The 25884-nt window shown below is 42.3% G+C and carries 18 protein-coding genes; 7 read left to right on the forward strand and 11 right to left on the reverse strand.

The genetic code is table 11. The features are described 5' to 3' along the window. Positions 1-197: 197 nt before the first annotated feature. Positions 198-1112, forward strand: coding sequence for a substrate-binding periplasmic protein (locus tag AC3KVK_RS09845; protein ID WP_490312274.1), 915 nt, complete (start codon positions 198-200; stop codon positions 1110-1112). On the opposite strand, the gene AC3KVK_RS09850 is transcribed toward AC3KVK_RS09845, so the two are convergent. Then, complete coding sequence (locus AC3KVK_RS09850) at positions 1088-1360, reverse strand: acylphosphatase (protein WP_490312273.1); 273 nt, start codon at positions 1358-1360, stop codon at positions 1088-1090. The two genes, AC3KVK_RS09845 and AC3KVK_RS09850, sit on opposite strands and share 25 nt — an antisense overlap. A gap of 144 nt (positions 1361-1504) precedes the next feature. On the opposite strand from AC3KVK_RS09850, the gene AC3KVK_RS09855 reads away from it, so the two are divergent. Together AC3KVK_RS09855 and AC3KVK_RS09860 are read left to right on the forward strand one after the other, a co-directional pair. After that, entirely contained in the window at positions 1505-1954 is a 450-nt protein-coding gene (locus AC3KVK_RS09855; protein ID WP_490312272.1) for an energy transducer TonB, read from the forward strand. 135 nt (positions 1955-2089) lie between these two features. After that, on the forward strand, positions 2090-4249 hold the full coding sequence (locus tag AC3KVK_RS09860) for a S46 family peptidase (protein ID WP_490312271.1): 2160 nt from the start codon (positions 2090-2092) through the stop codon (positions 4247-4249). Between the two features lie 43 nt (positions 4250-4292). Here AC3KVK_RS09860 and AC3KVK_RS09865 read toward each other — a convergent pair whose 3' ends face one another. Next, the gene (locus tag AC3KVK_RS09865) at positions 4293-4604 is read right to left on the reverse strand and encodes a hypothetical protein (RefSeq protein ID WP_490312270.1); all 312 of its coding nucleotides are present in this window, start codon (positions 4602-4604) and stop codon (positions 4293-4295) included. Positions 4605-5039: 435 nt separating this feature from the next. Here AC3KVK_RS09865 and AC3KVK_RS09870 point away from each other — a divergent pair, with 435 nt between their 5' ends. Continuing rightward, positions 5040-7487 carry a TonB-dependent receptor plug domain-containing protein gene (locus AC3KVK_RS09870; RefSeq protein ID WP_490312269.1) on the forward strand — a complete coding sequence of 816 codons (2448 nt, stop codon included), beginning with the start codon at positions 5040-5042 and terminating at the stop codon, positions 7485-7487. 184 nt (positions 7488-7671) lie between these two features. Then, on the forward strand, positions 7672-8358 hold the full coding sequence (yjjG, locus tag AC3KVK_RS09875) for a pyrimidine 5'-nucleotidase (protein WP_490312332.1): 687 nt from the start codon (positions 7672-7674) through the stop codon (positions 8356-8358). A 13-nt stretch (positions 8359-8371) separates the two neighbouring features. On the opposite strand, the gene yjjX is transcribed toward yjjG, so the two are convergent. The 6 genes from yjjX to AC3KVK_RS09905 form a co-directional block, all read right to left on the reverse strand. Continuing rightward, positions 8372-8902, reverse strand: a complete 531-nt coding sequence (yjjX, locus tag AC3KVK_RS09880; protein ID WP_490312268.1) for an inosine/xanthosine triphosphatase — start codon at positions 8900-8902, stop codon at positions 8372-8374. A gap of 95 nt (positions 8903-8997) precedes the next feature. Then, positions 8998-11634, reverse strand: a complete 2637-nt coding sequence (locus AC3KVK_RS09885; protein ID WP_490312267.1) for a 7TM diverse intracellular signaling domain-containing protein — start codon at positions 11632-11634, stop codon at positions 8998-9000. A gap of 108 nt (positions 11635-11742) precedes the next feature. Further along, the gene (locus tag AC3KVK_RS09890; protein WP_490312266.1) at positions 11743-13992 is read right to left on the reverse strand and encodes a TonB-dependent receptor; all 2250 of its coding nucleotides are present in this window, start codon (positions 13990-13992) and stop codon (positions 11743-11745) included. A gap of 191 nt (positions 13993-14183) precedes the next feature. Further along, positions 14184-16430 (reverse strand): NAD(P)-binding protein, encoded by a 2247-nt coding sequence (locus AC3KVK_RS09895; protein WP_490312265.1) that lies wholly within the window; start codon positions 16428-16430, stop codon positions 14184-14186. A gap of 10 nt (positions 16431-16440) precedes the next feature. After that, positions 16441-17412 (reverse strand): protein kinase family protein, encoded by a 972-nt coding sequence (locus AC3KVK_RS09900; protein WP_490312264.1) that lies wholly within the window; start codon positions 17410-17412, stop codon positions 16441-16443. Positions 17413-17550: 138 nt separating this feature from the next. Then, complete coding sequence (locus AC3KVK_RS09905; RefSeq protein WP_490312263.1) at positions 17551-18111, reverse strand: dienelactone hydrolase family protein; 561 nt, start codon at positions 18109-18111, stop codon at positions 17551-17553. A gap of 206 nt (positions 18112-18317) precedes the next feature. On the opposite strand from AC3KVK_RS09905, the gene astB reads away from it, so the two are divergent. Beyond that, entirely contained in the window at positions 18318-19658 is a 1341-nt protein-coding gene (gene astB / locus AC3KVK_RS09910) for an N-succinylarginine dihydrolase (RefSeq protein ID WP_490312262.1), read from the forward strand. A 107-nt stretch (positions 19659-19765) separates the two neighbouring features. Continuing rightward, the gene (locus AC3KVK_RS09915; protein ID WP_490312261.1) at positions 19766-20956 is read left to right on the forward strand and encodes a class I SAM-dependent methyltransferase; all 1191 of its coding nucleotides are present in this window, start codon (positions 19766-19768) and stop codon (positions 20954-20956) included. 63 nt (positions 20957-21019) lie between these two features. Here AC3KVK_RS09915 and AC3KVK_RS09920 read toward each other — a convergent pair whose 3' ends face one another. The 3 genes from AC3KVK_RS09920 to hrpA form a co-directional block, all read right to left on the reverse strand. Continuing rightward, on the reverse strand, positions 21020-21316 hold the full coding sequence (locus tag AC3KVK_RS09920; RefSeq protein WP_490312260.1) for a PilZ domain-containing protein: 297 nt from the start codon (positions 21314-21316) through the stop codon (positions 21020-21022). Positions 21317-21355: 39 nt separating this feature from the next. Further along, a complete protein-coding gene (locus tag AC3KVK_RS09925) occupies positions 21356-21736 on the reverse strand; it encodes a response regulator (RefSeq protein WP_490312259.1) in 381 nt (126 codons plus the stop codon). A 165-nt stretch (positions 21737-21901) separates the two neighbouring features. Further along, the gene (gene hrpA / locus AC3KVK_RS09930) at positions 21902-25792 is read right to left on the reverse strand and encodes an ATP-dependent RNA helicase HrpA (RefSeq protein WP_490312258.1); all 3891 of its coding nucleotides are present in this window, start codon (positions 25790-25792) and stop codon (positions 21902-21904) included. Positions 25793-25884: the final 92 nt, after the last annotated feature.

Below are 25884 nucleotides of genomic sequence, written 5' to 3' on the forward strand. Positions count from 1 at the left end.
ATAAAGCCAATATTTACAAATCATTACTTTTCAAGTACCCAATTTTTGTTACACTTTTAACCGATGCTGATGATCAGTTTAAGTGACTGTTCGCGTTCATCATCTGCATCATATTGTCGATGAATACACGACTAAACTTAAACGTACAATAAACCAATGCCGCTATACTAAACCTAGGCTTATAACGAGGAAAGATAATGAAACTTTGGATGCTCATTCCATTGCTGCTATGCCTCAATACCTCAGCCTCTGCGACTGAAATGCCTTTGTTCAGCCAAGCTTCAGGAAATGCAACGCAAATCATCTACCCCCGTCCTTCTCGAGGTGAAGATCTTGAAAAATGGTACCCACTTATTTTACTAAAAAGCGCATTGGATCACAGTGGGTTGCGTTATTGGCTACGACCGACAGCCTCTGTAATGGTACAAAGTCGTGCAATCAAGGAACTGTCTCAAGGCGATAATATTAGCGTTACGTGGACGATGACCAATAAATTTCGTGAAGACGAACTACTGCCAGTGCGTATCCCTATTTATAAAGGGCTCTATGGTTGGCGCTTGTTATTAACAGAAAAATCTAGAGCGAAAACTTATCAGCAATACACAAACCCTGAACGCTTTAAAAAACTGATCTATTTACAAGGCCACGATTGGCCTGACAGCGAGATCTTACAAGATAATGGTTTTAACGTCAGTACTGCTGTCAGCTATGAAGCCTTGTTTCAAATGCTACTTAAAGGCAGAGGTGATGTATTTCCTCGCAGCATCATTGAAGTCGATTGGGAGCTTAGCCACCGTAACGATCGCGATGAGTTTGCAGTAGTGAACAACACCGCTTTGTATTACCCCACTGCCATGTATTTCTTTTTTAACAAACACGATCACAAATTAGCTAAAGCAGTCGAAAAAGGCTTACTGGCCATGCATCAAAACGGGGAGTTTGAACGTTTATTTAACCGTTTTTTTGCCAAAGACATCGCACGGGCCGAATTAAACAATAAGCAAATCATCGAACTGACCAATCAGCAACTGCCTAAACTCACACCACTCAACACACCTTTGTTTTGGTTTTCGCCAAATTTAACCCCTCAGCAAACATTAAACCCTTTGTAATCTTTTAATTGAACGTAGTCCCAGGCCACGGTTTCAACATTGGCATGAGGAGGGCCTTGTTCAAGGAACTGCGCAAAGTTAACCAACTGAGATTCTGTCCCCGTTGCTTCAATTTCAACTTCGCCATGCAATAAGTTTTTAGCATACCCTTGTATTTCATGCTCAAGCGCATATTGCTTGGCCGCAGCTCGATAAGAGACCCCTTGCACTTTACCGCTGATAATCGCCCTAAATGTTCTGATAGACATAAGCACCACCAAAATTGTTTATTTAATAATCGAAAACTAGTTAAATAAACGCAAACTGCCAAGTCTCACTCGTACACTTTTACGTGATTTTATTCATTTAAATTTTAAGGTACACTAAAAAAAATAAAAATAAGGATGTTTAACATGCAAAAAGCAATGCTAATCAGCATTTTAGGCTTTTCAACTTCGTCATTTGCCAATAGCCAATATGCCGATATTCAAGTCACCCAAATGACACCTGTACCTGATCAGGCTATTTGGCAGCGAAGCAATAATGTCACTCCCAAATACCCCGTTAAGCTTGCGATGAATGGCGTTGCCGGATGTGCCGTTTACAATGTTGCTATTTCTGAGCATGGCAAAACTCAAACTGTCAGCTTAATAAGCCAAGTCTCAACTAAACACTACTTGGCTAAAGAAGGTCGAAAATTAATCAAGGGATTCACTTGGCAGCCCCAAACTGATCAGATTGCAAAAGCCAGTGAACAAGTGATTCGGCTCGATTTTTGTATCGGTGGAGACTCCCTCGAAGCGAGCGAAGCACGCTGTAAACAACAAACGCAGTTTAGCTGTCAGCAAGACACCAAAAGTTGAACTTTGTTGAAGTAACAATAAATTCTAGTCAAACACCGCACTTTAACGTTACATTGTAACAGTTTGTCGCAGAGTGATTGACCCAAGACAACACAACCCCCTACCCTGATCGGGATATAATAATAAGGAACAAAAATGCGTTTAAAACCTCTTGTTGCTACGTTAGCGATTGCGCTATCGGGCAATGTCCTTGCTGATGAAGGCATGTGGCAACCACACCAACTTCCAGAACTTGAATCAATTTTAAAAGCCAAAGGCTTAGAAATTGATGCGAAATCTATTTCTAAGCTGACCGAATTTCCGATGAATGCTGTGATCAGCTTAGGCGGCTGTACCGCGTCGTTTGTCTCACCAAAAGGCTTAGTGGTCACTAATCACCACTGTGCGTATGGTTCGATTCAATATAACTCAACGCCTGAAAACAACATTTTACAAAATGGGTTTTTAGCTAAAACACCATCAGAAGATTTACCTGCTGCACCAGGTTCACGCGTGTACGTAACCGAAACCGTCACAGACGTAACAGATAAAGTGCTCAAAGGCACCCACAAACTTAAAGCTAAAGCGCGCTACGATGCACTCGAAAAAAACGAAAAAGCCCTCGTTGCCGAGTGTGAATCTGATAAAAACTACCGTTGTAATGTCTACTCATTCCACGGTGGCCTTGAGTTTTATTTAATAAAATCGCTCGAAATCAAAGATGTTCGACTTGCTTACACCCCAGCAATGGGTGTGGGTAAATACGGTGGTGATATCGATAACTGGATGTGGCCACGTCATACTGGTGATTTTGCTTTTTATCGGGCTTATGTTGGCAAAGATGGCAAACCTGCTGAGTTCAGTGAAGACAACGTCCCTTACGAGCCGGCTTCTCACTTAAGTGTCAGCGCTAAAGGTGTGCAAGAGGGTGACTTTGTCATGGTGACAGGCTATCCGGGACGCACTAACCGCTATCGCATTGCCGCTGAAGTTGATTATGTGTTTAACACTGCTTATCCAAAAGCACGCCATCACAACAGCAAATACGTTTCATTGATTGAAGAAAATTCAGAAGATGGCAGTCAAGCACGTATTGCCTATGAAAGCACCATTGCTGGCTACAACAATTACATCAAAAACTACGGCTCAATGATCGAAAGCTTTAACAAAGGCACGATGTTTGAGCGTAAGAAACAGTTCGAGCAAGATTTAAGTGCTTGGATCAACAGCGATCGAAAACGTAAAAAGCAATATGGCCAAGTGCTTGAGGAGTTATCGGGGTTAGTGGCAGAGTCACAACAACATAACGAACGAGATCGCATGGTCGGTTATGTCCATCGATCGCAAATGATTTCAACAGCAAGACAGTTATACCGTTTAGCTTACGAAAATCAAAAACCAAATGAAGAGCGTGAATCTGGGTATCAAGAACGCGATATGCCGCGTTTTGAAGCTGGCTTAAAGCGTATGACCCGTCGTTTTGACGCCAATGTTGATAAAGCTATTCTGTTACACTTCCTAGAGCTTTACGCTGCACTGCCGCAAAATGAGCGCTATATCGAAATCGATGCAGCCTTCAACCTCACAAATGGCTTTAACAAGGCCGATGCACAAACGTTACTTGATGACATGTATGCCAAATCAACACTTGTCAATGAAGCTGCACGTCTGGGTTTTTATGGTCAAACACTTGCGCAACTCAAAGCCAGCGATGACCCATTCTTGCGTTATGCCGACACTATTTTTGCTGTCATGAAAGCAGAAGAAGATAAAGAAAAGGCATTAGCAGGTAAATTACAAGCAGCCCGTCCTGAACTGATGGAAGCTATCATTGCGTATAACCAATCAATTAATAAGCCTGTTTACGCCGATGCTAATAGCACATTACGTGTGACATACGGTACTGTTGGTGGTTATTCACCACAAGATGGTTTAGTCGCAACACCGTTTACCTCACTCGAAGGTTTGCTGGCTAAAAATACCGATGTTGAGCCCTTTGATGCACCTAAAAAACAGCAAGAGCTGATCAAAGCTAAGTTATTTGGTGACTACACAGGTGGTATGAACACGGTTCCGGTGAACTTCTTATCAAATGTTGATACAACCGGTGGGAACTCTGGCTCACCAACATTAAATGGCAAAGCTGAATTAGTCGGTTTACTGTTTGATGGCGTATACGAAAGTATCATTGGTGATTGGGATTACAACCCAGTTTATAACCGCTCTATCCACGTCGATTCTCGCTATATGCTATGGGTCATGGATAAAGTAGATAATGCACAAAACTTATTAGACGAAATGAAAATCGTAAAATAAGTTAAAATAAAAAGGGCGTCGCGGTACGCCCTTTTTAATGCAATTATTTCTGTTCTGTCGCTAACACCAATTTCAGGTTCTGCTCAGGTTGCTTAAGTAAAATCCCCTTTCGAAACAGCTTTTTATGTAACAGCTTTTGTAATTGCTTTTCACTTTTTTGGCTCTGCGCTTGGGTCAGGTTATCTTGATTATCGATGGTACAATTAACTAATAAACTCCCCGGAAAGCAATCAAAAGCAACGGTATGGCTCAGCCCAGTAAATCCCGTCAATATCTCGCGGGCTTCGAGCTCGACATCAGCCAACACTAAAAGCAGTTTGTCATTTAAGCGTTGCTGAATTTTACTCATTTTCATTATGGTTCAGTATCTTGGTATTGAAGTTATCGCTATTTTAGCGGCAAGTAAGTGAAGATGCTCGAAAAGTTTCATCTCGCAAATCAATGACTGTTTTCAGGAAAATCTTAACGCGATGACACAAAAGAGAACATCCTGTATTTTCAGGCTCGATTACATCCAATCACACATTACTCTACAGCTTTTACATCTGTATAAATCGTTTCATAATTTAGGTTCAACTCATTAATAATTATAGTAAAAATATTGTACAACCAATTTACACTCACCGCTGTTCCCACCAATAATTTCCCCCCCAACTCACCTTGATTAAAAACCAACCACCCATTCAGTTTTCATTCAGTTTCAGAACCCTAGTTTGATTGCCAACCCAGTGGCAGCTTTCTTAAATTCTACCGTCGCTGTATTTAAACTGATAACAATAAGTAGGTTCACATGAAAAAAACACCCATTAGTTTAGCGCTTGCTGCAGCTGCGCCTTTTATAACTTCAACCAGTTTCGCAGCCGAACACTCATCCCTAGAAGCTATAGAGAAAATTCAAGTGACAGGCTCTCGAATTAATCGCACTGACATGGAAACAGCCAGCCCCATTACCGTTATCTCAGCAGATTTTATCGCCCAAAGTGGCTATACGTCTGTTGAAGAAATTTTATCTAAGCAGCCTGCTGCTGCAGGCATGAATTTGGGTGCTTCTTCAAATAATGGTTCTGGCGGTTCTGCGACAGTCAATTTGCGAGGCATGGGTACAAACCGCACATTGGTTCTCTTAAATGGCCGCCGCATGGTTGCATCGGGTACCGGTGCCGACTCGTCCGTCGATTTAAATACTATACCAGTGGCGATGATCAAAAATATCGAAATCCTTAAAGATGGGGCATCTGCGGTTTATGGATCTGACGCGATAGCGGGAGTGATCAATATCATCACTAAAAAAGATTTTGTTGGCACTGACGTATCAGCGGATCTAAGCCAAGCTGCCGCAGGAGATGGCACCAGTGGCGGCGCCAGTATTTTACATGGTATGGATTTAGCTGGCGGTAACTTGGTGGTCGGCTTGCAGTATTCTGAACGTGGAGAAATCATTCAAGCTGATCGCGATCATGTTGAGCCTGGTTGCTCGTCGTTTGTTCCTGGTGGCTCATTAGGAGGTCAGATCCCAGATGGCAACGGAGGCTTTAAACCCCGCGATACTTGTTACGATTATACTCAAGATAGCTATGCGCAAACTCCCAATGAATTGCTCAGTGCTTTTACTAGTTTCAGTAAAGAACTTGATGCTGATACGGTATTTAATGCCGATCTCATGTACACCCGTCGCGACTCCAATCAACAAATGGCACCACAGCCAGCAAATATAGACTTAGACACTTCAAAACTCGATGATCAATACACTGAACATTTCCAAAATGACGACGGCTCATTACCTGACGAACTCAACTATCGTCGTCGAATGACCGATGCAGGTCCACGAATTTATGAGCAGACCACTGATACTTATCGCGTATCATTGGGTTTAACTGGCGAATTAGAATCGAATACAGCTTGGGACGTGTCGATGACCTATGGCCGAAACGACTCAGTTGATAAAGTCCAAAACTCAATTCATGCCGGCAATATGGAAAAGAGTATTTACGCCAATCAAGCAATTTGGTTGAGTGGTAAACCCATTGATCATAACCTGTTAGTTGATGACAATATTATCTACACCGAAGAAAATAAAGGTGGCAACGAGCAATTTATCATGACAGCTGGACTCAGTGGCATTACCGATTCAGATTTGGGTTATGCTGTGGGGATCGAAAACCGTTTTGAAAGTGGTTTTTATACCCCAGACTTAGTCACACAAGCAGGCGAAAGTACCGCTGCACAGCAAGATCCCACCTCAGGCAACTATTCTGTGCAATCTGTTTATGGCGAAGTCTCTCTCCCCGTAACGGATGAGCTGGCTATTGAAGCAGCAACACGCTTTGATAATTACTCAACTTTCGGCAGTGCTATCACTTGGAAACTCGGTGCAACTTATCGAGTTAGTGATACATTTATGGTCCGTTCAGTTGCCGCTACAGGCTTTCGCGCGCCCAATGTCGCCGAGCTGTATGGCGGTAACTCAGGCTCATTTGATTATCTCGATGATCCGTGGGGCAATACTCCCGATCCGCAAATTCTCGTCAACTATACTGGCGATGAAAACCTGCAACCTGAAGAAAGCCAGTCCTTTACCTTAGGGGCCGTTTGGGAAATCGCCGAAGGTCTATCAACCACAGTGGATTATTGGGCGTTTGATATCAGTGACGCTATCAGTCGCTTAAATGTACAAAATCAAATGAATCAATGTTTTGCTGGTGAAATTACCGCGTGTAATGCGATAAACATCACCTCAGATGGTGACTTATCGAACATGACTTCGACGTTAACTAATATTGGGTCGCAAAAAACATCAGGAGTTGATTGGAACCTAAGTTACCGCCAAGATGCGTTTCGCGTGTCTCTCGATACCACTTATCTGCTTGGCTTTGAAGAAGATGGTATCAGCTACGAAGGCACTATTGATGGCAACATGGGCGGCTACGCTAAACTTAAGGCAAACCTTGGTTTTGATTACAGCATCAGTGATGATTTAGGTCTGTTTTACAATGCGCAGTTTATCCAAGGGATGGATGGCGAAAACTATGGCGATGCCTACTCAACAGACAATGTCGTTTATCATAATGTCAGTGCATCATATAACATTAACGATCGCTGGAAAATCAATGGTGGTGTGAAGAACTTGCTCGATACCGATCCAGAATATGTGCCTGATGGAAACGATATGAATACGATCCCTAATTTATACGATGTGGTCGGCCGCACTTTCTATCTCAGTACAAATTATCGTTTTTAATCAACTGATAACCTGTTTTTTGAAGCGGCCTAGGCCGCTTTTTCTTTGCTTGTTGTTAAAATAAAAAACTCAATAAACTTTTTGATGCTTTGCCGCGACGCTGTAGCGCCTCACCCTCTGCAATTACTACTTTAAAAACTGGCTTAAACCAGTAAGATACAGTCCTATTGTGCTTATTCTTTCGGTGGTAACTTTGAAATATAATTGGATACTTTTTGACGCAGATGAAACCCTATTCCATTTTGATGCATTTCGCGGCTTACAGTTAGTTTTTAAGCACTATGGTGTTGAATTTACAATCGCAGATTTTGATCACTACCAACTGACAAACAAACCGCTATGGCAACAGTTTCAACTTGGTCAAATAACCGCACACCACCTTCAAACCCAGCGTTTTAAAGAATGGGGGGAACGTTTAAAGGTCGACCCCAGTGAGCTTAATAGTCAATTTTTAAACGCTATGGCGACAATCACAACTTTAATAGAAGGTGTTGAGCCGCTGCTGGCTGCACTTTGCGGCAAAGTGAAATTAGGAATTGTCACCAATGGATTTACCGCACTGCAAGGGAAACGTTTAGCTCAGCTAAACCTAACCGACACCTTTGACATCGTTGTTTCATCTGAGCAAGCCGGTGTGGCTAAGCCCGATCCCGCTATATTTAACTACACGCTATCGCAAATGGGCGACGTGCAACCGAGCCAAGTATTAATGGTCGGAGATAATTTCATTCCAGATATTCAAGGTGGCCAAAATGTCGGTTTTGACACATGTTGGTTCAATCCAAGTCAACAAGTGCGACCTAACAATACACAGCCCGCAACTTATACGGTTGATAATATGACGCAACTTCAGCACATTTTATGTCTGTAAATTCAAGCTCAGATTAATACGGCTTTGGATTAATAAAAGGTGCCAATGCCAAAATCATTGCATTTTGGTAGTTGCTTTCTCTGCTAGCTAACCCGTTAGTCAGCAATGAAATAGCCCCGCCCTTTTGCTTGATATTATCAGTGTTAAATAACGAATCCATCAGGGGCCCCAGTTCTTGCCCGGCTTGAAGTGCATGATAAATTGAGTCTGGTAAGGGCAAATTAGCACTTCGACCAACCGATTGTTGATGGTGATTGGCTATCACTATAAATGCGAAAGTAGCCGGCCCATAGCTGAAGAAATCTACGCCGCCTTCAATAGCCACATAAAAGTCAGCAGGGGTTTGTTGACAAAATTTCACCCGATTTATCGCCCCATCTAATGTTTCTTGCTCTGTCATCGGTTGCTCAGCCACCAACGAGGGGGCTTGAACCCCTTGGCAATGAGAGTCACACTCAGGGAATGCCTGAGAAAATGCTGTTTTTACTGCATTGATTTTCACAGGGTTTAATGACCCCACTAAAATTGTTAAATTTTTTTTCACTGAGACACTTATAGAGTTTTTTCGTTATTGTGCCACAAGTTAAATCAAAACACTGGGGAACTTTGTATTATTCTGGCAGCTGTTTACACAGCTTACTAGTGCTCGTGATCAAACACTTGTTTGATCTCATTCAAGAGCTGTTCGGTACAAGACACAATATCGGCTTCAACTTTTTTGTGAACTTCTTTTTCGAGTTTATCGGCCGATGCACTTATAGCATCAAAACCAAACATCCCTGCAGCTCCTTTTATCGCATGGGCATTAAGCCCAAGCTCTTGCCAAGCTTTTGCGCGCATTTGCAGATCGATTGAATGAACACTGTCTTTCAAACTTTTGACAAAATTTGTTTTGAGCTTTGCCAATTCTAAAGACGATAATTCGATATCGTCATTTAGGTCAAGTTGTAAAAAATGAGAGATTTTTTGTACAAACTTGGTGCGGTCGATGGGCTTCGCTAAATGATCGCTAAAACCCAGTTTCATGTAGCGTTGTACTTCATGATCCATTGCATTCGCTGTGAGTGCGATAATCGGCGTGGTACAGCCTGTCGCCAAAATAATGCTGATGGCTTGAGTGCCATCCATCACAGGCATTTGAATATCCAGTAAGATGAGGTCAAACTCATCATCTAATGTTGCTTGAACCGCTTCTTGGCCATTGGCAACCGCCGTCACTTCAAGACCCATCCGCTCCAAAATACGAGTCACTAAAGCCCGATTATCTGGGTGATCTTCTGCTAGCAATACCTTACCGGACAAACTCGCTGGCAGCACTGTTTCTTGGTAGCCTGTATCCGGTAAACGAATGAGATCAAGCATATCGTTAATCATGCGTGCGTTACTGGCTAAACGACAAGTTAAGGTGACAACAAATTCACTGCCTTTGCCTATTTCACTGCTAACAGTAATATCACCACCGAGCTTATGCGCTAAATTTTTTGAAATATTGAGCCCAAGACCTGTGCCACCATATTTACGTGTCATTGAACTATCCGCCTGAGAAAACGCTGCAAACAACTTACGTGCTTGTTCTTTTGTCATGCCAATGCCAGTATCTTTGACTCGGATCACTAGGCTTTCAGTCTGATGACTCACAATTAAACTGATGGTGCCATACTCGGTGAATTTCATCGCGTTATTGGTTAAATTCAAGAGAATTTGCCGGAGCCTCGTGGGATCTATAATAATTTTATCGGGCAAAGGAAATTGATACATCACTTTAAATTCAAGGCCTTTATCACGTATTTGTTTGCCTAAAATTGATTCAACATTCGCGATTGTGCCAAACAAATCTGTTTCTATCCATTCCACTTCAAGCTTATTGGCTTCAATTTTTGACATGTCCAATATGTCATTAATAATCCCCAAAACATGGTTACCATTTTGGGCAATAACTTGAACTGCTTTAGCATGATTTCTCGGTTCAATATCTCCTAAAATAATGCCATCTGCATACCCAATAATTGAAGTCATAGGTGTACGAATTTCATGACTCATATTGGCTAAAAATCGACTTTTTGCTTCGTTAGCATCGCGTAATTCATGGGTCAATTGTTCAAGCATTTGCGTTCTATTTTGGACTTTCACTTCTAAATTTTTGGTTAACTCGTGGTTTTCTTCATTCAATATTCGTAATTTATCAGCTACAGCAAACGCCAATAACAAAGCATCTAACGTTGTACCTATTAAACCAAGAAGGTACAAATTCATATCAATCGGCGGTAACACACCTAAGTTGGTCATATTGGCAAACATATTAGGTAAAAACATCGCCAGATAGGCCATAATGAAATACTTTGCTGGCTTAAAACCGCTTAACCAAGAACGCACGCCGACATAAAAACCAAACATCATAGCAACGCCGGTCACCAACGAAGCCCATAAAAACCCAAATCCCGGCGAATACATCACCAAAGGCAAACCTGCTGCGGCCCCCCAGCCGATGAACAATGAAATTTTTGCACGCCGAGGTGCGGTGTCTTTCAGCTTTAAGAAATGGTTATAAAATAAAATGTTGGTAATGGGGGTAAGTGTAAAACCCACCCAATGTAGGCTTGAACTGTCAATATCAAACAATTCTTTTGGAATATGGAAAAAGAACGACCAAGCAAAAATCCATGAGATGGTAAAAAAGGCATAATAGAGATTGGTGACATCTCTTGACCCTAAATAAATCAAAAAATTATAAAAACCCAGTGCTAAACCAAAGCCTAAACAAAGCACAAGTACCACATTTTCTCGGGTCACTTTTTTATCAAATGCTTCCTCAGGCACCATCACTAATTTAGCGGGTGTATAAAAATATTCACTAGTAAACAGGGTGACAATATAATGAGGTCTATTTTTGGCTAAAAATACCCGATTTCCATAGTGAAAATCGAATTCAGTTTGAAATTTTGCCCCTGTTTCCACTTGCTGTGTATAACTGGGTGAGTAGATATGAGACTTAATGCTATCCATGACCGTGTTATATGGATAAAACACCATATCTTGGTAGTCGGTTTTATTTACTAATTTAACCACAAACCAATATTGACCACCAAAAGGACTATTTTGCTCAAGAGGCTTTTTACCAATTAGCCATTGCTCAATATCTTGATACTCGTTAGGAAAGTCCGTTGAGTTAGCCTGATATAACTGCCCTTCAACCAGTAAGTTATCATGTAAAGTTTTATTGGTGAGTTCAAATAGGTGGTTTTGCTCAGCACTTGCCACTAAGCTTGATAAGCCCATTACAAAAATCAGTAGCGTGTATAAAACACGCCACCGCGAAAATAGCTTTAACTTATTACCCACCAGTTAATAGACCACCTATAAAAAATAATTTTAATATCAACGAATTTAAAAGTGATATTGGAACTGAACGCCATAGCGACGCCCTTCCCCTTTAAAATCTTCTAGCATGCCAAGAAAACTACTTAAATCAAATTTCAAATGGCTGTAATGCTCATCAAATAAATTTTTACCCCATAAGGAGATATCCCAATCAGTGGCTTCATAGCGAATATACCCATTCCATAAAGTGTACCCTTCCTGCATGGCGTACTCACTTTCGTTTTGATCAAAATAAAACTCTGACTGATAATCAAAATTCACTTCAAAAACCAAGTTATTCCCAAACAACGGTACTTGGTAATTTGCCAAACCACTGATATTCCACTCAGAAGTAAATGGTAGTCGGTTATCTGTCAGGACTTTTCCAGTTGGATCAACAAACTCGTCGAAGTTGGCTTTTGGAATATAACCTAAACCAAACTGCACATATAAATCCGTGGTCGGGGTATAAAACACTTCAATTTCAGAGCCATAAATAGTCGAATTACCTACATTTTCTAACAACTGTAACGGAGGAGCGCCTGGTACAGTTGATTCTTGATTCATAAACACTTGCTGATCTTGATAGTCGTAATAAAACGCTGCGATATTAATACTGAGATCTTGTTCTAATAATGCTAGTTTTGCCCCAACTTCATGGGCATTAAGGGTTTCTGAGCCATAATCAGCGAGCATTGCTTGCTCAGGAGTAGATAAAAACCCCCCATTATACCCGCCACTTTTAAATCCATTCGCAAAGCTATAATACACAGTGTTTGTATCTGTTAATTTATGGTTGATAGCCAATTTTCCAGATAGTTGACTATCATCCACTTCTCCTGCCACAGTGTAGTAAGGTAATGTTAGCCCAACATAATCATTCGGATCCCCTCCCACATTGATGTGCGAGACACTCTGGTAATCCGTGGTTTCATCTGTGTAACGTAACCCTGCTGTCAACGTTGTTGCATCACTGAGAGCATAATCTAACTGAGCAAATACAGCAGCAGAGGTCACATCAATCTGATTATCATAGAGAAAGGTCAACGCTTGTGGTGTGATCCCTCTAAGCTCTCTTAAAATATCGTTGTAATTATCTTGTTTAATACTTTCATCAAGATAAAACAAACCCGCTATAAAATAATGGTTTCCAAACTGGTGATGAAGCCGTAACTCTTGAGTGAACACTTGATTATCGAGCCCTAAATTGCCTTCACACAGTCTGGCCGGCGAGCCGTCACAATTAAAAGCGTGCTCACGTTCTAATTCATCGAAACTGGTAACAGCAATGAGCGACGTATCATCTGATAATTGCCAATCAAGATTTAAACTCGCCCCTTGGCCATCTGTTTCATGCGGGCTGTCATTATTGACCATCACATCAAAAAAGTTGTCATTGCCTTTATTAAACCCAAATGCATCAAAGCAATTCGACGACCCCGCCTCATTTGGCGCACACAAGGTCTGTGTGGCAGGATCTTTGAAAATCCCAATACTGCCAACGGGCTGTACTATGCCTGACCAATCTTCTAAATGTGCTTTAAACAACACAGACACATCAGCAATTTTACTGCTCAACAAAAAACGGTAGTTACTTTGCTTAAGTCCCGCCTCAGGTGAAGCCGGATAAATATTATTCGTCGTATATTCATAATCATGATGACTGGCAGCAAAACGCATTGCAGTGCTCTCAGTCAACGGGATGTTCAGCGCACCTTCAAACTTACTGCTGCTATTATTCCCGACATTCAGATTGAAAAAACCACCAAACTCATCGTCAGGGCGCGCAGAACGCAGTAAAATCGCACCACCAGTGGTATTTCGGCCAAACAGCGTACCCTGCGGGCCGCGTAATACTTCAACTTGTTCCATATCGAATAAATTTACAATTTGATTATTCGCCGAGCCCACCACCACATCATCAACATAAAATGCAATCGGAGAGGTATTAGAAGTATTGTAATCAATTAAGCCAATTCCACGAATATTCACTGCCGGTGGGGTTCCTTCTGCCGCATTTTGACTAATTTTTAAATTGGGCGTAAACGCAGATAATTCAGTGGTATCTTTTATTTGCTGCTCAGCAAGCGCTTGCCCAGATATCGACGTTACGGCCACACTCACATCTTGAATCCGTTGCAAACGTTTTTGCGCATACACTTCAATCACTTCAATATCGGTGGTATCCGCTGTTTGGTTAGCAAAAACGTCTGCTGATAATGAGAATAACGCAATCGAAATCGCGCAAAGGGAAAAGCGTGCAGGCAGCAAATTCATAGTAAATATCCATTATTATAAGTAGCTTGGCGAAAAAACAGACTTCTAGAAGCAGTATAGCTGAAATATTCAATCCGCTAGGAAAGCTAAGCAATAATTAATTGTTAACCAAACCAATTATTGCAAAACTTTCACCAATAAGAAATAGAAATAATATCAATCAATTATGCTGTTTTTTCATAAACCAAGTATCAATCAGGATCAAATCCATGCTCACCGCTAATGTGGTCAGGGTATCCTGAAATTGCGCGAGAGGTTGCCATCCCCGCCATCACAGCGGCTTCAACACATCCAGCGTTCACTCCCGTTTTTATCCAGTCGCCCGTTAAATATAAATTATTAAAACAGGTTTCGTCTGTCGCTAAACGAAATTGGCTGCTGCCTTTAACAGATAAAACATAGCGCTCAGACGGGTCAACATTCGCGCGCCAATACTGGCTATCAAAACGCTGTTCGCCAGAGCGACTATTTGGATCGATTAAATGTTGCCATTCAAACTCTCCTTCTCTTGCGATATCTGGCCATAACTCAAACATCTGATGCTTTAACTTAAATATCGCATTGCTTTTGACCGTATCAGTGCATTGCTTTGCAAAGTCAGTGTGTGACTGAGGTGGATAATGCGCCATGGGCAACGCACTGCAAAAATAAGCGACATTTTTGGGCTCTAATTCAGGCGTCCACGTTTCACGGCAGATGAGTTGATCCATCGACGCCCACGTATCAAAGGGTTCACTAAAGCCACTTAAAATAGGTTCTTGCCCCGAATCAGGAATATCTGTCCAGCCTAACTCGACCAGTGGCAAATCGAGCCAGAGTTGAAACGCTTGCGTAGCAACTGTTTGTACTTTCTGCGCGCTTAAGTTGAGTTTTGGATCAATCTCGAGTAACTGCTTAGCGACGTGCGGCAAGCCACCAACAGAAATTCCAAAAATAACCTGATCAAAGTCAACGCCACGAACTAATGTTTTAAATGGCAAGGGCTGGTTAAAATGTGCTTCATAAACTTCTGGCCACGTTGTCCAAAACCCTTCTAAGTTTATCTGGTGCTCCGAAATTAATGCCGCTTGCTCTGGCACAATTTGCGATAAAAGCGGTTCTGATGGCCAACAATCAAGACCTTTGACCGACACTAACGGTTGGTAGGTCTGATTGCCACCTTTGAGTGCAACTTGCTGAACTAAATTAATTTCGGTAATACAGTCTTGCTGCAACAGATCTTTACCTGGTACAAGCTCACTAACTTGATGGAAAAACTCAAATTTAACTCCTTGTTGAGCCAACAATTGGTAAATTGGACTAAAAATAGTGTCCCCCATCCCAGCTTGCATTTTCCACATCACCCCACCGCGATAACACAACATAATGCGCAGCATAGCAAGGCAAGCAACACCCGCTTCTACATTGGGTTTATCAAAGTCACCCTCTTCATAACCAAACACTAAATCGTAAAAGCCCCGCACCGGCGCTGAGTGAACAGAAAATTTATCATTGGCGCCACTGTTGAGTAACCACTGCCTAAAATCATATTGATTTAAAACACCAAAGCCTTTCTCATAAACTTTGTCATCCAATAAACCCGTTAAAATCGCCAAGCCTAAATCAACACAAATATACACACGGCGGATCTCATCATGCTCTTCCAATAAGTCATCAAACTCATCCACCAGCCACTTTTTCATTTTGCGTAACAAAAAGGCTAAGGCACTGTGATGTTTTCGATTACTTAAATCTTTATCATCCACACGTTTTTGCAAAAACTGCCCTAACTGTAAGCTAGATAAACGAATATGATCTGAAATATGATCGAGTGACTGTTCTAATTCATCTTTAAACTCGTCAAAATCATCGCTTAAATCCTCTACTTTATCTTTGATTTGTTCATAAACGTGAGCTAGTAAGCCTTCATCATCATCTTCAGCCACCGCTACTTTGCTGCTTTTATTGAGCTTTTTACCTTTATCTTCGAGTTCATCAATGAATTTTTTTAGCCACACATAAATAAATCGCACCACTTCCCAAAAATGAAAATCCAAACTGCCATCTGCCGGGTTGCCTGGGATTTCAGGAAAATCAATTGACCATGTATCCCACTCATTGTTCACAAATTCTTGCAATACTACGAAACTATGTGGTTTCAATGCGTCTTGCCACGTTGCGAGTGGCTCATGGTGAGGACGAGCTAATTGATCGTATATCGCTTCAATTGTTTTAAACGAATTCACATACGCACCAAACCACACATGTAAACCGTGCTCTTCAATGCGTTGCCCTAACGCTGCATTTCGGCCACTGGCACCTTTTCCGCCTAAGCGCCAACCTTGCTGATAGACAGTAATATCATACTTCTCTTGCCAATTTTCTTGCTGGGTCAAATAAAAAGCCGAGGTCATCGCCGACACACCGCCGCCTAAGATAGCAATTTTTTGTTGCGTCATAAATTTGTCCTTAACTGGCTGGATTAGTCGCGATTTCGTAGGCCGAGTCTTGATCAAAATCCATCAAAACGGTGAAAGGTAAAATAGCTTCTTGTGCGCCTATTTTTAAACCAAACATTTCCTGAAGAGGAAACGTATCGAGTTGGTGGATCACCACTTCGTATTCATGGGTTAAAATCGCTGCTTTATGCACTTTTTTAATGATGGAAGGAGAATGCATCACAGCTTGATAAACCGCTTTTTTAGCTTCGCCATCAGGAAACTGTTTAAACAAAATTTGATCCATTTGTGGATTGATAAAGCCATCCAATAATTGGCGAATGGCATTCCAGTCTAAGTCAAAAAAATCGTGTTCTGATTTCAACAGCTCAATCACTTCTTTGACTAAATCAACAAACTCCACAATGGGGTTTTCGCTGCCCTGCGCTGTTTTTTTAACTTCAAGAAGACGATGTTCAGCCATTTTTGTCTCAAGGCTAAACGGTTGGAATGCATCCACACTCAGCGAAAAATAATCTGCTGCCTGACCGATTTTTGGCATCTGGTATTGGCACAAATATTTATTGTAACCCCACGTTTCTCGGCCATTTATCAGGGCGTAAATATTGTTCACACAGATAAAAGCAGGGTACCAGTAAATATGATCGACCTTCTCTTTTCCGCGCTTTTTAACCATTTTTGCAACCGGTAGCCAAATAATAACATCGGTCTCTTGCATCCAACCTTGAGTTTGATAAGGCGGGTTTTTAGCCGCAATATTTTCAATATCAGTAAACGTCAGCAAGGTATAGGCTGATAATGCTTTAAATCGCACAGTGGCTGTTGCGGTCGTATTTAACGTCATATCGATGTAGGCTTGAATGCAAGCCAATTCACCTTTGACAAAAAAGCCATACATATTGGCGTTCAGCATCCGACATGGGGGCTGGGCAATCACATTTCCAGGAAAATGGACATAATCAGGGCGGGTAGAATCCGACATTTGAGTTCCTTCATTTTATTATTCGCTATTTCAATGTAATAGGCTTTAACAAAATTAGGTACATTATTCAGTGAATTTTTATTGACTCACCAATTAAAAATCGCAGAAACAGCCCCAAAACAATAAAATAACCCCCAATCAAAGTGAGTGTTCGGCCATGATGCGTTGGCAAAAATAGTGGTATGCTTGACGATCAAAATGGGTAGAAAGTGGGTTCATAAAACCGTGTAAAAAATCGGTTTTCTCATAGCTGATGCCTTTTCTCCCTGCAAGCTCAGTTAAAATCTTATCAACTGAAAAATGCGGCTCACTGACAGGAAAAATTAAATGAGTGGCCACGTTTGCTGTTAATGCTAATTGATTGCGAATTTGACTCGGATAAAAGCTGATAATTTGCCTCACAGTCGTCAAGGCCATCCGAGCACTCACATGCCAAATCGCCGAAGCGCCTGCACTAAATGCAATAATGAGTTCAAACCCTTGGTTTTTCTTTAAAAAATTTTGTAACTGTTTTTGATAGCGCTCATGTCCTCCCTTGGCCAAGAAGTAATCGTACGCGTCCGTATCGCTTTGAAACGGTGGAGGTAAATCACAATACGGTGAAAAAATCTCGACCTGATGTCGCCCAGAAAACGACTCTGCAAACGCATGAAGTTGAGTAGTTAAACCAAAAATATCACTGATCATTAAAATCCGCATCCAATTCCCGCCGTTGTTCGGTGCTCACGCAAACACCTAGTTATACAGTTAGCTTCATTTTACTGTTAGGCTATGAAAAGTCAGCTCTTTTATTTGGCATGGTTTTCGCTCTATTAAGATCTGTGACTATTTCCAGCGTTGGAACAACACCAAATGCACCTTGTTGGTGCAAATAAATCCCAGCGCGCACAATAAGCGAGCACTGTATGCACTTTTACGAAGTTAATTTTGATGGCTTAGTTGGCCCAAGCCATAACTATGCGGGTTTATCTTTTGGTAACATCGCCTCTCAAAATAACGCCAATGCGATAGCCAATCCAAAAGAAGCCGCATTACAAGGACTGCGGAAGATGAAGTCGCTCCACGACAGCGGCTTAGTACAAGGAGTATTTGCTCCTCATGCACGCCCCGATACCCGTACACTGCGAGCACTGGGCTTTAGCGGCACAGATCCACAACTGATCAACCAAGCAGCGCAAAAAGCCCCGCATCTTCTGCGAGCCTGTTACTCAGCTTCATCAATGTGGACCGCCAATGCAGCGACGGTATCGCCAAGTGCAGATAGCCAAGATAAAAAAGTACATTTTACCACTGCCAATTTAGCCAATAAATTTCATCGCGCCATCGAAGCCCCCACCACTGAACGCTTACTGCAAGCCATGTTTAACGATGAGCAACACTATGCACATCACCCTGCATTGCTAAGTGGTCAGCATTTTGCGGATGAAGGCGCAGCGAACCATACCCGCTTATGCGACAGCCATGGTCATCAAGGGCTCGAAATTTTTGTCTATGGTGCCAGCAGCTTTAACCCCGCAATAAAAAAACCAGTACGCTATCCAGCCAGACAAATGCTCGAAGCCAGCCAAGCCATCGCGCATTTACATCAACTCGACCCCCAGCACACCCTATTTTTACAACAAAACCCAGACGTAATTGATATGGGGGTGTTTCATAATGACGTCATTGCAGTTGGCAATGAAAACGTCCTGTTATTTCACGAACTGGCGTATTTAAACAGCCACTCTGCCCTGGCAAAAATTAAAGCGGCGTATCCTGGGCAACGACCACTGCATTTAATCGAAATAAAACAAGACGTCATTAGTGTTGAGGATGCGGTGAACAGTTATTTATTTAATTCACAGTTAGTCAGTTTGCCTGAAGGCGGCATGGCGCTTATCGCCCCAAGCGAATGTCAGCATAATGACAAAGTCGCCACCTATTTGGCGGTTTTACAACAAGCCGATAACCCCATTAGTCAAATAAGATATTATGATTTAAAACAAAGTATGCAAAATGGCGGCGGGCCAGCGTGTTTGCGTCTACGAGTGCCTCTTTCCTCACAAGAACTTGGCGCAGTCAATCAACACTGCTTGATGTCTGAATCACTCTACCTGTCGCTGACCGATTGGGTCGAAAAGCATTATCGCGACCGACTCTCAGATGCCGATTTGGCCGATCCTAATTTATTAGTCGAGTGCCAAACAGCCTTAGACACCTTAAGCCAACTGTTACATTTAGGGTCCGTGTATGATTTTCAGCGCTAAACATTAAGTGGTTTATGCGCTTAATGAGGTGAAATACAGATTTTAGATTGTAACTTGGGGGGCGCTTCACTAAAATTAGCGCCCTTAATTTCTTTCTTGGAATCTTTATGTCTTCTGCTATTTACCTTGAAGCCGGTCGTGACAAAGCACTAAAACGCAAACACCCTTGGATTTTTTCTAAAGCCATAAAAAAATTCAAAGGCAAACCAGGCCTAGGTGATACGGTTGATATTTACGATGCCAACGGTAATTTTCTCGCGGTTGCAGCTTACAGTCCGCATTCACAGATCCGTGCCCGAGTGTGGAGCTTTGAGCAAAACACCAGTATTGATCCTGCGTTTTTCGAACAGCGCATTCGCCGTGCTCTCGATGCCCGTCAATCAGTCATCAAAGCAGGTGGCCTAACCGGTTATCGCCTAGTCGCCGCAGAATCTGATTTTTTACCTGGCATTACCATTGATAAATTTGATAATTATCTGGTTTGCCAGCTGCTAAGCGCAGGCGCTGAACGCCATAAAGGCGATATTGTTATGGCCCTTCGTGCGATTTTCCCAGAATGCCATATTTATGAGCGCTCAGACGTTGATGTGCGTAAAAAAGAAGGCCTAGAGCCGATTGTAGGTGTATTACATGGTGATGCTCCTACAGCGCCAGTCATCATTGAAGAAAATGGCTTGAAAATCGAAGTCGACATTATTGGCGGCCACAAAACGGGGTTTTACCTTGATCAACGCGACAGTCGCGCTGCACTTGAGCGTTTCTCTGAAGGCAATCACGTTTTAAACTGCTTTTGTTACACCGGTACTTTTGGTTTATACGCGTTACGTGGTAACTGTAACAGCGTCATCAATGTCGACGTTTCTCAACCGGCACTCGATACTGCAAAACGCAATGTCGAAATTAATCAACTCGACTTATCAAAAGCGGAGTTTGTTAAACAAGATGTTTTTAAATTATTACGCCAATACCGTGATGAGGGCCGTTTATTTGATACCGTTGTGATGGATCCGCCAAAATTTGCCGATAACAAAGCCCAGTTAACGGGTGCATGTCGCGGCTATAAAGACATCAACATGATTGCGATGCAAATTTTAAAACCCGGTGGGACCTTACTCACTTTCTCATGTTCCGGATTAATGGATCAAAATTTATTTCAAAAAGTCGTCGCCGATGCCGCCCTTGATGCTGGTAAAGACTTAATGATTATTGAGCGCTTAAATCAGGCCGCCGATCATCCAATATCAGGGCCATACCCTGAAGGGTTTTATCTCAAAGGGCTAGTATGTAAAATTTACTAACCCATCAGACGATACAAAAAAAGCCCTAACAGGGCTTTTTTTGTATCTAAAGGCTACGAGGTGTTAATTCATTTCTATAATTTCAACGCCCAGTAAATATTCCCCAGATTCTAACGACGTACTGCGGATCACTTTGCACAATGCATCCAATGACGGCACACTGTTATTCGACGACGCGACTTTCACTTTTAATGTCACATTCATTTCCAGTGCTTCGTCTATTTCAATCGCCATCCCTGTGGCGCTTAAATCTCGACATACACCATCAATTTGCCGCCCTGCTTCAGAGTCAATCAAGGTTAATTGCACTTCTGCATTGACCATCATTCTGAAAAAATTGCGTTTATCTTCGTACAACATACCAACCCCCAAAATTCTTCCTGTTTAAATCCCTATTGGTTATCTTCCAACATAGTGGGATATTTTTTCGATTAATAGTGGCAATGAATACGGTTTAACTATGTAATCATCACAGCCTGCATCAAATCCTGCTTGTTTATCTCGCTCTGCTTCCAAACCAGTCAGTAACAAAACTGGTATATCTTTGGTTTCAGGCGTATTTTTTATCATTCGGCAAGTATCATAACCGTCTAAACCGGGCATACAGACATCGAGTAAAATCAAATCTGGATGCTCCACTACAATTTGACCTAAACACGATTGCCCAGAATTTGAATAATCTAATTCAAACCGTTCAGCTATCGCACCACTGAGTAGTTCAAAGTTAAAATATTCATCATCGACCAACAGTATTTTTGCCTTTTGCTGGCTTACCGTCATAAAGACTCCTTGTTTACGCGTCTGTCCTTAAAGGCTGATCGCACTTCTCATCAATCGCGCTTAGCTATAACTTAAAGCGGTTACTTTTTTTTGCAAGCATAAAATTGGCTAAGTTTCAGTCAAATGTGATTAACTTGCTGTGATCATTTCAAAAATAACCTGTAATTATTTTAGATCATTTATCGCATTTAACACTCTTTTTGCCGAAACCGGGTACGGAGTACCTAATGTTTGTGCAAACAAGGACACTCGCAGCTCTTGTTGCATCCAAAAAATATTTTGTAACTCTTCAGGTAATGCATGACCTTTAGGCACTTTATTGACCTCAATTTTATAAGCTTCGGCCACTTTATCGAGTTCAAGTACACATAAGCGGTCACGATTGGGATCGATAGGGAGTTTTTCGAGGCGTCGGTCTATTGCTTGTAAGTAACGGACCAAATCTTTCATTTTACTGGCACCAAACTCACAGACAAAGCCTTTAAAAATCAAGGTCGATAACTGCTGTTTTACATCTCCATGCGCGGTGATCATACTCAAATCAACTTTGCCTTTTAGGCGCTTATGAATGGCATTGGCTAAACTCAGTACCTGTTCAACATCAGTCGCAATTTGCACCACAGTGTCACCGAGCTCACCACGCACTGTTTCCTTGGCAGCCATAAATTGCGCTTCATCACGAATTAGCGCAAAATCAGGGCACAGCGCATCGACACCTGCGGCAATACAGTCATCAATTAAATCTTTAATTTGCCCAAATGGGTTGAAGTACAAACCGAGCTTGGCTTTATTTGGCAGCTTTTGCTGCAAGTATTTAATTGGTGATGGAATATTGAGTAAAATTAAGCGGCGCAACCCGTGTTTATGCGCTTGATCTGCCTTAATTTGCGAGTCAAATAACTCTACTGCTGTGCTGGCTTTTTTGTCTACCAAAGCTGGGAATGCTTTAATTTCGTATCCCGCTTGTTTTTTCACATATGCGGCGGGTAACTCACCAAAGTCCCATTCGATAAGATCTGTTTTTTCAATGCCCTTTTCAGCCACTTTTGATAACGTATCCGTCACTTTTCCTTGCAGTTGATCTTTTAGCGCTTGTAAGCTGTGATTACGAGCCAGCAATGTGCCTTTATCGTCACGTACTTCAAACACAATGCGTAAATGCGAAGCCAGTGCAGAATAATCCCATTCGTTTTCATCAATCCGTACACCGGTCATTTTTAATAATTTATGACTCACCGCATCAATAAACTTCCCTTGCATGGGCTCAAGTGTCGCCATTACGGCATCGGCATAATTTGGGGCAGGCACAAAATTACGGCGCGTAGATTTGGGCAACGATTTAATTAAAGCGGTGATCAACTCATGACGAAACGCCGGAATATGCCAGTCAAAACCGGTTTCTTGCACTTGATTAAGCAAAGGCAGTGGAATTTGCAATGCCACCCCATCAACGGGTTGACCCGGTTCAAAATGGTAGGCTAACGGCAACATTAAGCGCTCTTGTTGCCATACATCGGGGTAATCTGCAGCAGAAATATGATCAGCCTGATGCATCATCAAGTCATCACGGCTCATGTTTAAAAAGTCAGGCTGTGCTTTTTGCTGTTTTTTCCACCAGTGCGCAAAATCATTGCGATTATTAACGTGCTCAGGAATTTTCTTATCGTAAAACTCAAACAAGGTCTGATCATCGACCAAAATATCACGGCGACGGGCTTTATTTTCGAGGCTTTGAATGTCTTCGACTAAGGCTAAATTGTGTTTTAAAAATGCTTCATTGCGACCCAGTTCTTGATTGACCAAAGCTTCACGAATAAACAATTCTCGGCTTAGCTTCGGGTCAATTTTGCTATACACTGCGCGGCGCTGATTAACAATTATCAGCCCATACAAAGTTTGTTGCTCAAGCGCGATGACACAACCCGGCTTTTTCTCCCAGTGTGGCTCAGAGTAACTACGTTTGATTAAATGCTGCGCCAAAGGCTCGACCCATTTCAAGTCGATTTTGGCATTCATGCGCGCAAATAATTTACTGGTTTCGACCAGCTCGGCCGACATCAACCATTTGGGGCTCTTTTTAAATAAACTTGAACCCGGAAAAACGTGAAAACGCGAATTGCGCGCGCCTTTAAAACTGCGGTCTTCATCTTTAAAACCAATATGGCTGAGTAAGCCTGCAAGCAACGCTTGGTGAATATCATCGCTCGCGGCCGGGTTGTCGTTAATCTTAAAGTCCATTTCTTGGCAGGCATTGGTCAGCTGATAGACTAAATCTTGCCATTCGCGCACCCGCATATAGGCCAAAAATTCTTGCTGACACATGCGTCTAAATTGATTATTCGAAAGGGCTTGTTGTTGCTCTTCGAGGTAGCGCCATAAATTTAAAAACGCGATAAAATCAGAATCAGGCTCATTAAAGCGTTGGTGTTTTTCTTCGCTTTGCGCTTTTTTATCCCGTGGGCGCTCTCGCGGATCTTGAATCGACAAGGCTGCAACAATCACGATGACTTCGAACATCGAGTTAAACGATTTCGCTGCCAGCACCATTTTGGCTAGGCGCGGATCAACCGGCAAACGGCTGAGTGCCCGCCCCGACTGAGTCAATTTAGGAGTTTTACCTGCTTTAACTTCATTGACGGCTTCAAGTTCTTCAAGTAAACGTAAGCCATCGGTGATATTGCGGTTATCAGGGGGCTGGACAAATGGAAACTCACTGATGTCACCCAGCCCTAAGGCCAGCATTTGCAAGATAACTGAGGCTAAGTTAGTCCGAAGGATTTCAGGATCGGTAAATTCTGGACGACCTAAAAAGTCCTCTTCTGAATATAACCGAATACACACCCCCGCTTGCACACGACCACAGCGTCCTTTTCGCTGATTGGCAGAAGCTTGTGAAATGGCTTCGATGGGTAAGCGTTGTACTTTGGTGCGGTAACTGTAGCGGCTGATCCGCGCAGTGCCCGGATCAATCACGTATTTAATGCCCGGAACAGTTAACGAGGTTTCGGCCACATTGGTCGATAAAACAATGCGTCTACCAGAGTGACTAGCAAAGATTTTATTTTGCTCTGCGTTAGATAAACGCGAATAAAGTGGCAGCACTTCAGTATGTTTAAGCTTGCGTTTACTGAGTGCTTCAGCGGTGTCGCGGATTTCGCGCTCACCATTCATAAAAATCAGAATGTCCCCTGGGCCTTCTTCAATTAGCTCATCAACCGCATCGAAAATCCCCTGCAGCTGATCCCCTTCGGCTTCCATATCGTCTTTATCAACATCGGTAATTGGGCGATAACGCACATCGACCGGAAAAGTGCGCCCTGACACTTCGATAATCGGCGCATCGTTAAAATGTTTAGAAAAACGCTCAGGATCAATGGTGGCTGAGGTAATAATGACTTTTAGATCAGGACGGCGGGGTAACAGGTTTTTAAGATAACCCAATATAAAATCAATATTTAAGCTTCGCTCGTGCGCTTCATCAATAATAATGGTGTCGTATTGGTTTAAAAAACGGTCATGTTGAATTTCGGCCAATAAAATACCGTCTGTCATTAGCTTTACGGCCGTTTTGTCTGACACTTGGTCGTTAAAACGAATTTTAAAGCCCACTCCTTGGCCAAGTGGGCAATCGAGCTCTTCTGCAATACGGTTGGCGACTGTTCGCGCGGCCAGTCGTCTTGGTTGTGTATGACCAATAAACCCCGCTGCACCTCGGCCTAGTTCTAAACAAATTTTTGGCAGCTGAGTGGTTTTTCCTGAGCCAGTTTCACCCGCTACAATCACTACTTGGTTATTTGCGATGGCCTCTTTGATATCGTCTTTTTTCTGGCTGACGGGCAAGGTTTCTGGGTAAGAGACTTGAGGCAAATTAGCTAAACGCTCTGCCCGAGTGGCAATACTTTTTTCAATTGCTTGGGTTACCTCGGCCAGTGCCTTGGCGTGTTTGTCTTCATTTTTTATTTTTTTTAATCCGTCTAAACGACGTTTGAAGAAAAACTGATCTTTGTTTAAACACTGTTTTAACGAGCGATATAACTCACGAGCTGCCTGCGCCATACGACTTACAATACCAATTTGCAAAAGGACCGTGAGTTTACCAAAAACTCCCTCACAGGGAAAACGATTCGAAGGGCTCTGTGCCAATAAAA

This window comes from Pseudoalteromonas sp. J2K-J979 (assembly GCF_058169715.2).

Excerpts from the sequence above, each read along its gene's own strand:
- AC3KVK_RS09845 (WP_490312274.1), top strand. The coding sequence starts at position 198 with ATGAAACTTTGGATGCTCATTCCATTGCTGCTATGCCTCAATACCTCA.
- AC3KVK_RS09850 (WP_490312273.1), bottom strand. The coding sequence starts at position 1,360 with ATGTCTATCAGAACATTTAGGGCGATTATCAGCGGTAAAGTGCAAGGG.
- AC3KVK_RS09855 (WP_490312272.1), top strand. The coding sequence starts at position 1,505 with ATGCAAAAAGCAATGCTAATCAGCATTTTAGGCTTTTCAACTTCGTCA.
- AC3KVK_RS09860 (WP_490312271.1), top strand. The coding sequence starts at position 2,090 with ATGCGTTTAAAACCTCTTGTTGCTACGTTAGCGATTGCGCTATCGGGC.
- AC3KVK_RS09865 (WP_490312270.1), bottom strand. The coding sequence starts at position 4,604 with ATGAAAATGAGTAAAATTCAGCAACGCTTAAATGACAAACTGCTTTTA.
- AC3KVK_RS09870 (WP_490312269.1), top strand. The coding sequence starts at position 5,040 with ATGAAAAAAACACCCATTAGTTTAGCGCTTGCTGCAGCTGCGCCTTTT.
- AC3KVK_RS09885 (WP_490312267.1), bottom strand. The coding sequence starts at position 11,634 with ATGGGCTTATCAAGCTTAGTGGCAAGTGCTGAGCAAAACCACCTATTT.
- AC3KVK_RS09890 (WP_490312266.1), bottom strand. The coding sequence starts at position 13,992 with ATGAATTTGCTGCCTGCACGCTTTTCCCTTTGCGCGATTTCGATTGCG.
- AC3KVK_RS09895 (WP_490312265.1), bottom strand. The coding sequence starts at position 16,430 with ATGACGCAACAAAAAATTGCTATCTTAGGCGGCGGTGTGTCGGCGATG.
- AC3KVK_RS09900 (WP_490312264.1), bottom strand. The coding sequence starts at position 17,412 with ATGTCGGATTCTACCCGCCCTGATTATGTCCATTTTCCTGGAAATGTG.
- AC3KVK_RS09905 (WP_490312263.1), bottom strand. The coding sequence starts at position 18,111 with ATGCGGATTTTAATGATCAGTGATATTTTTGGTTTAACTACTCAACTT.
- astB (WP_490312262.1), top strand. The coding sequence starts at position 18,318 with ATGCACTTTTACGAAGTTAATTTTGATGGCTTAGTTGGCCCAAGCCAT.
- AC3KVK_RS09915 (WP_490312261.1), top strand. The coding sequence starts at position 19,766 with ATGTCTTCTGCTATTTACCTTGAAGCCGGTCGTGACAAAGCACTAAAA.
- AC3KVK_RS09920 (WP_490312260.1), bottom strand. The coding sequence starts at position 21,316 with ATGTTGTACGAAGATAAACGCAATTTTTTCAGAATGATGGTCAATGCA.
- AC3KVK_RS09925 (WP_490312259.1), bottom strand. The coding sequence starts at position 21,736 with ATGACGGTAAGCCAGCAAAAGGCAAAAATACTGTTGGTCGATGATGAA.
- hrpA (WP_490312258.1), bottom strand. The coding sequence starts at position 25,792 with ATGGCGCAGGCAGCTCGTGAGTTATATCGCTCGTTAAAACAGTGTTTA.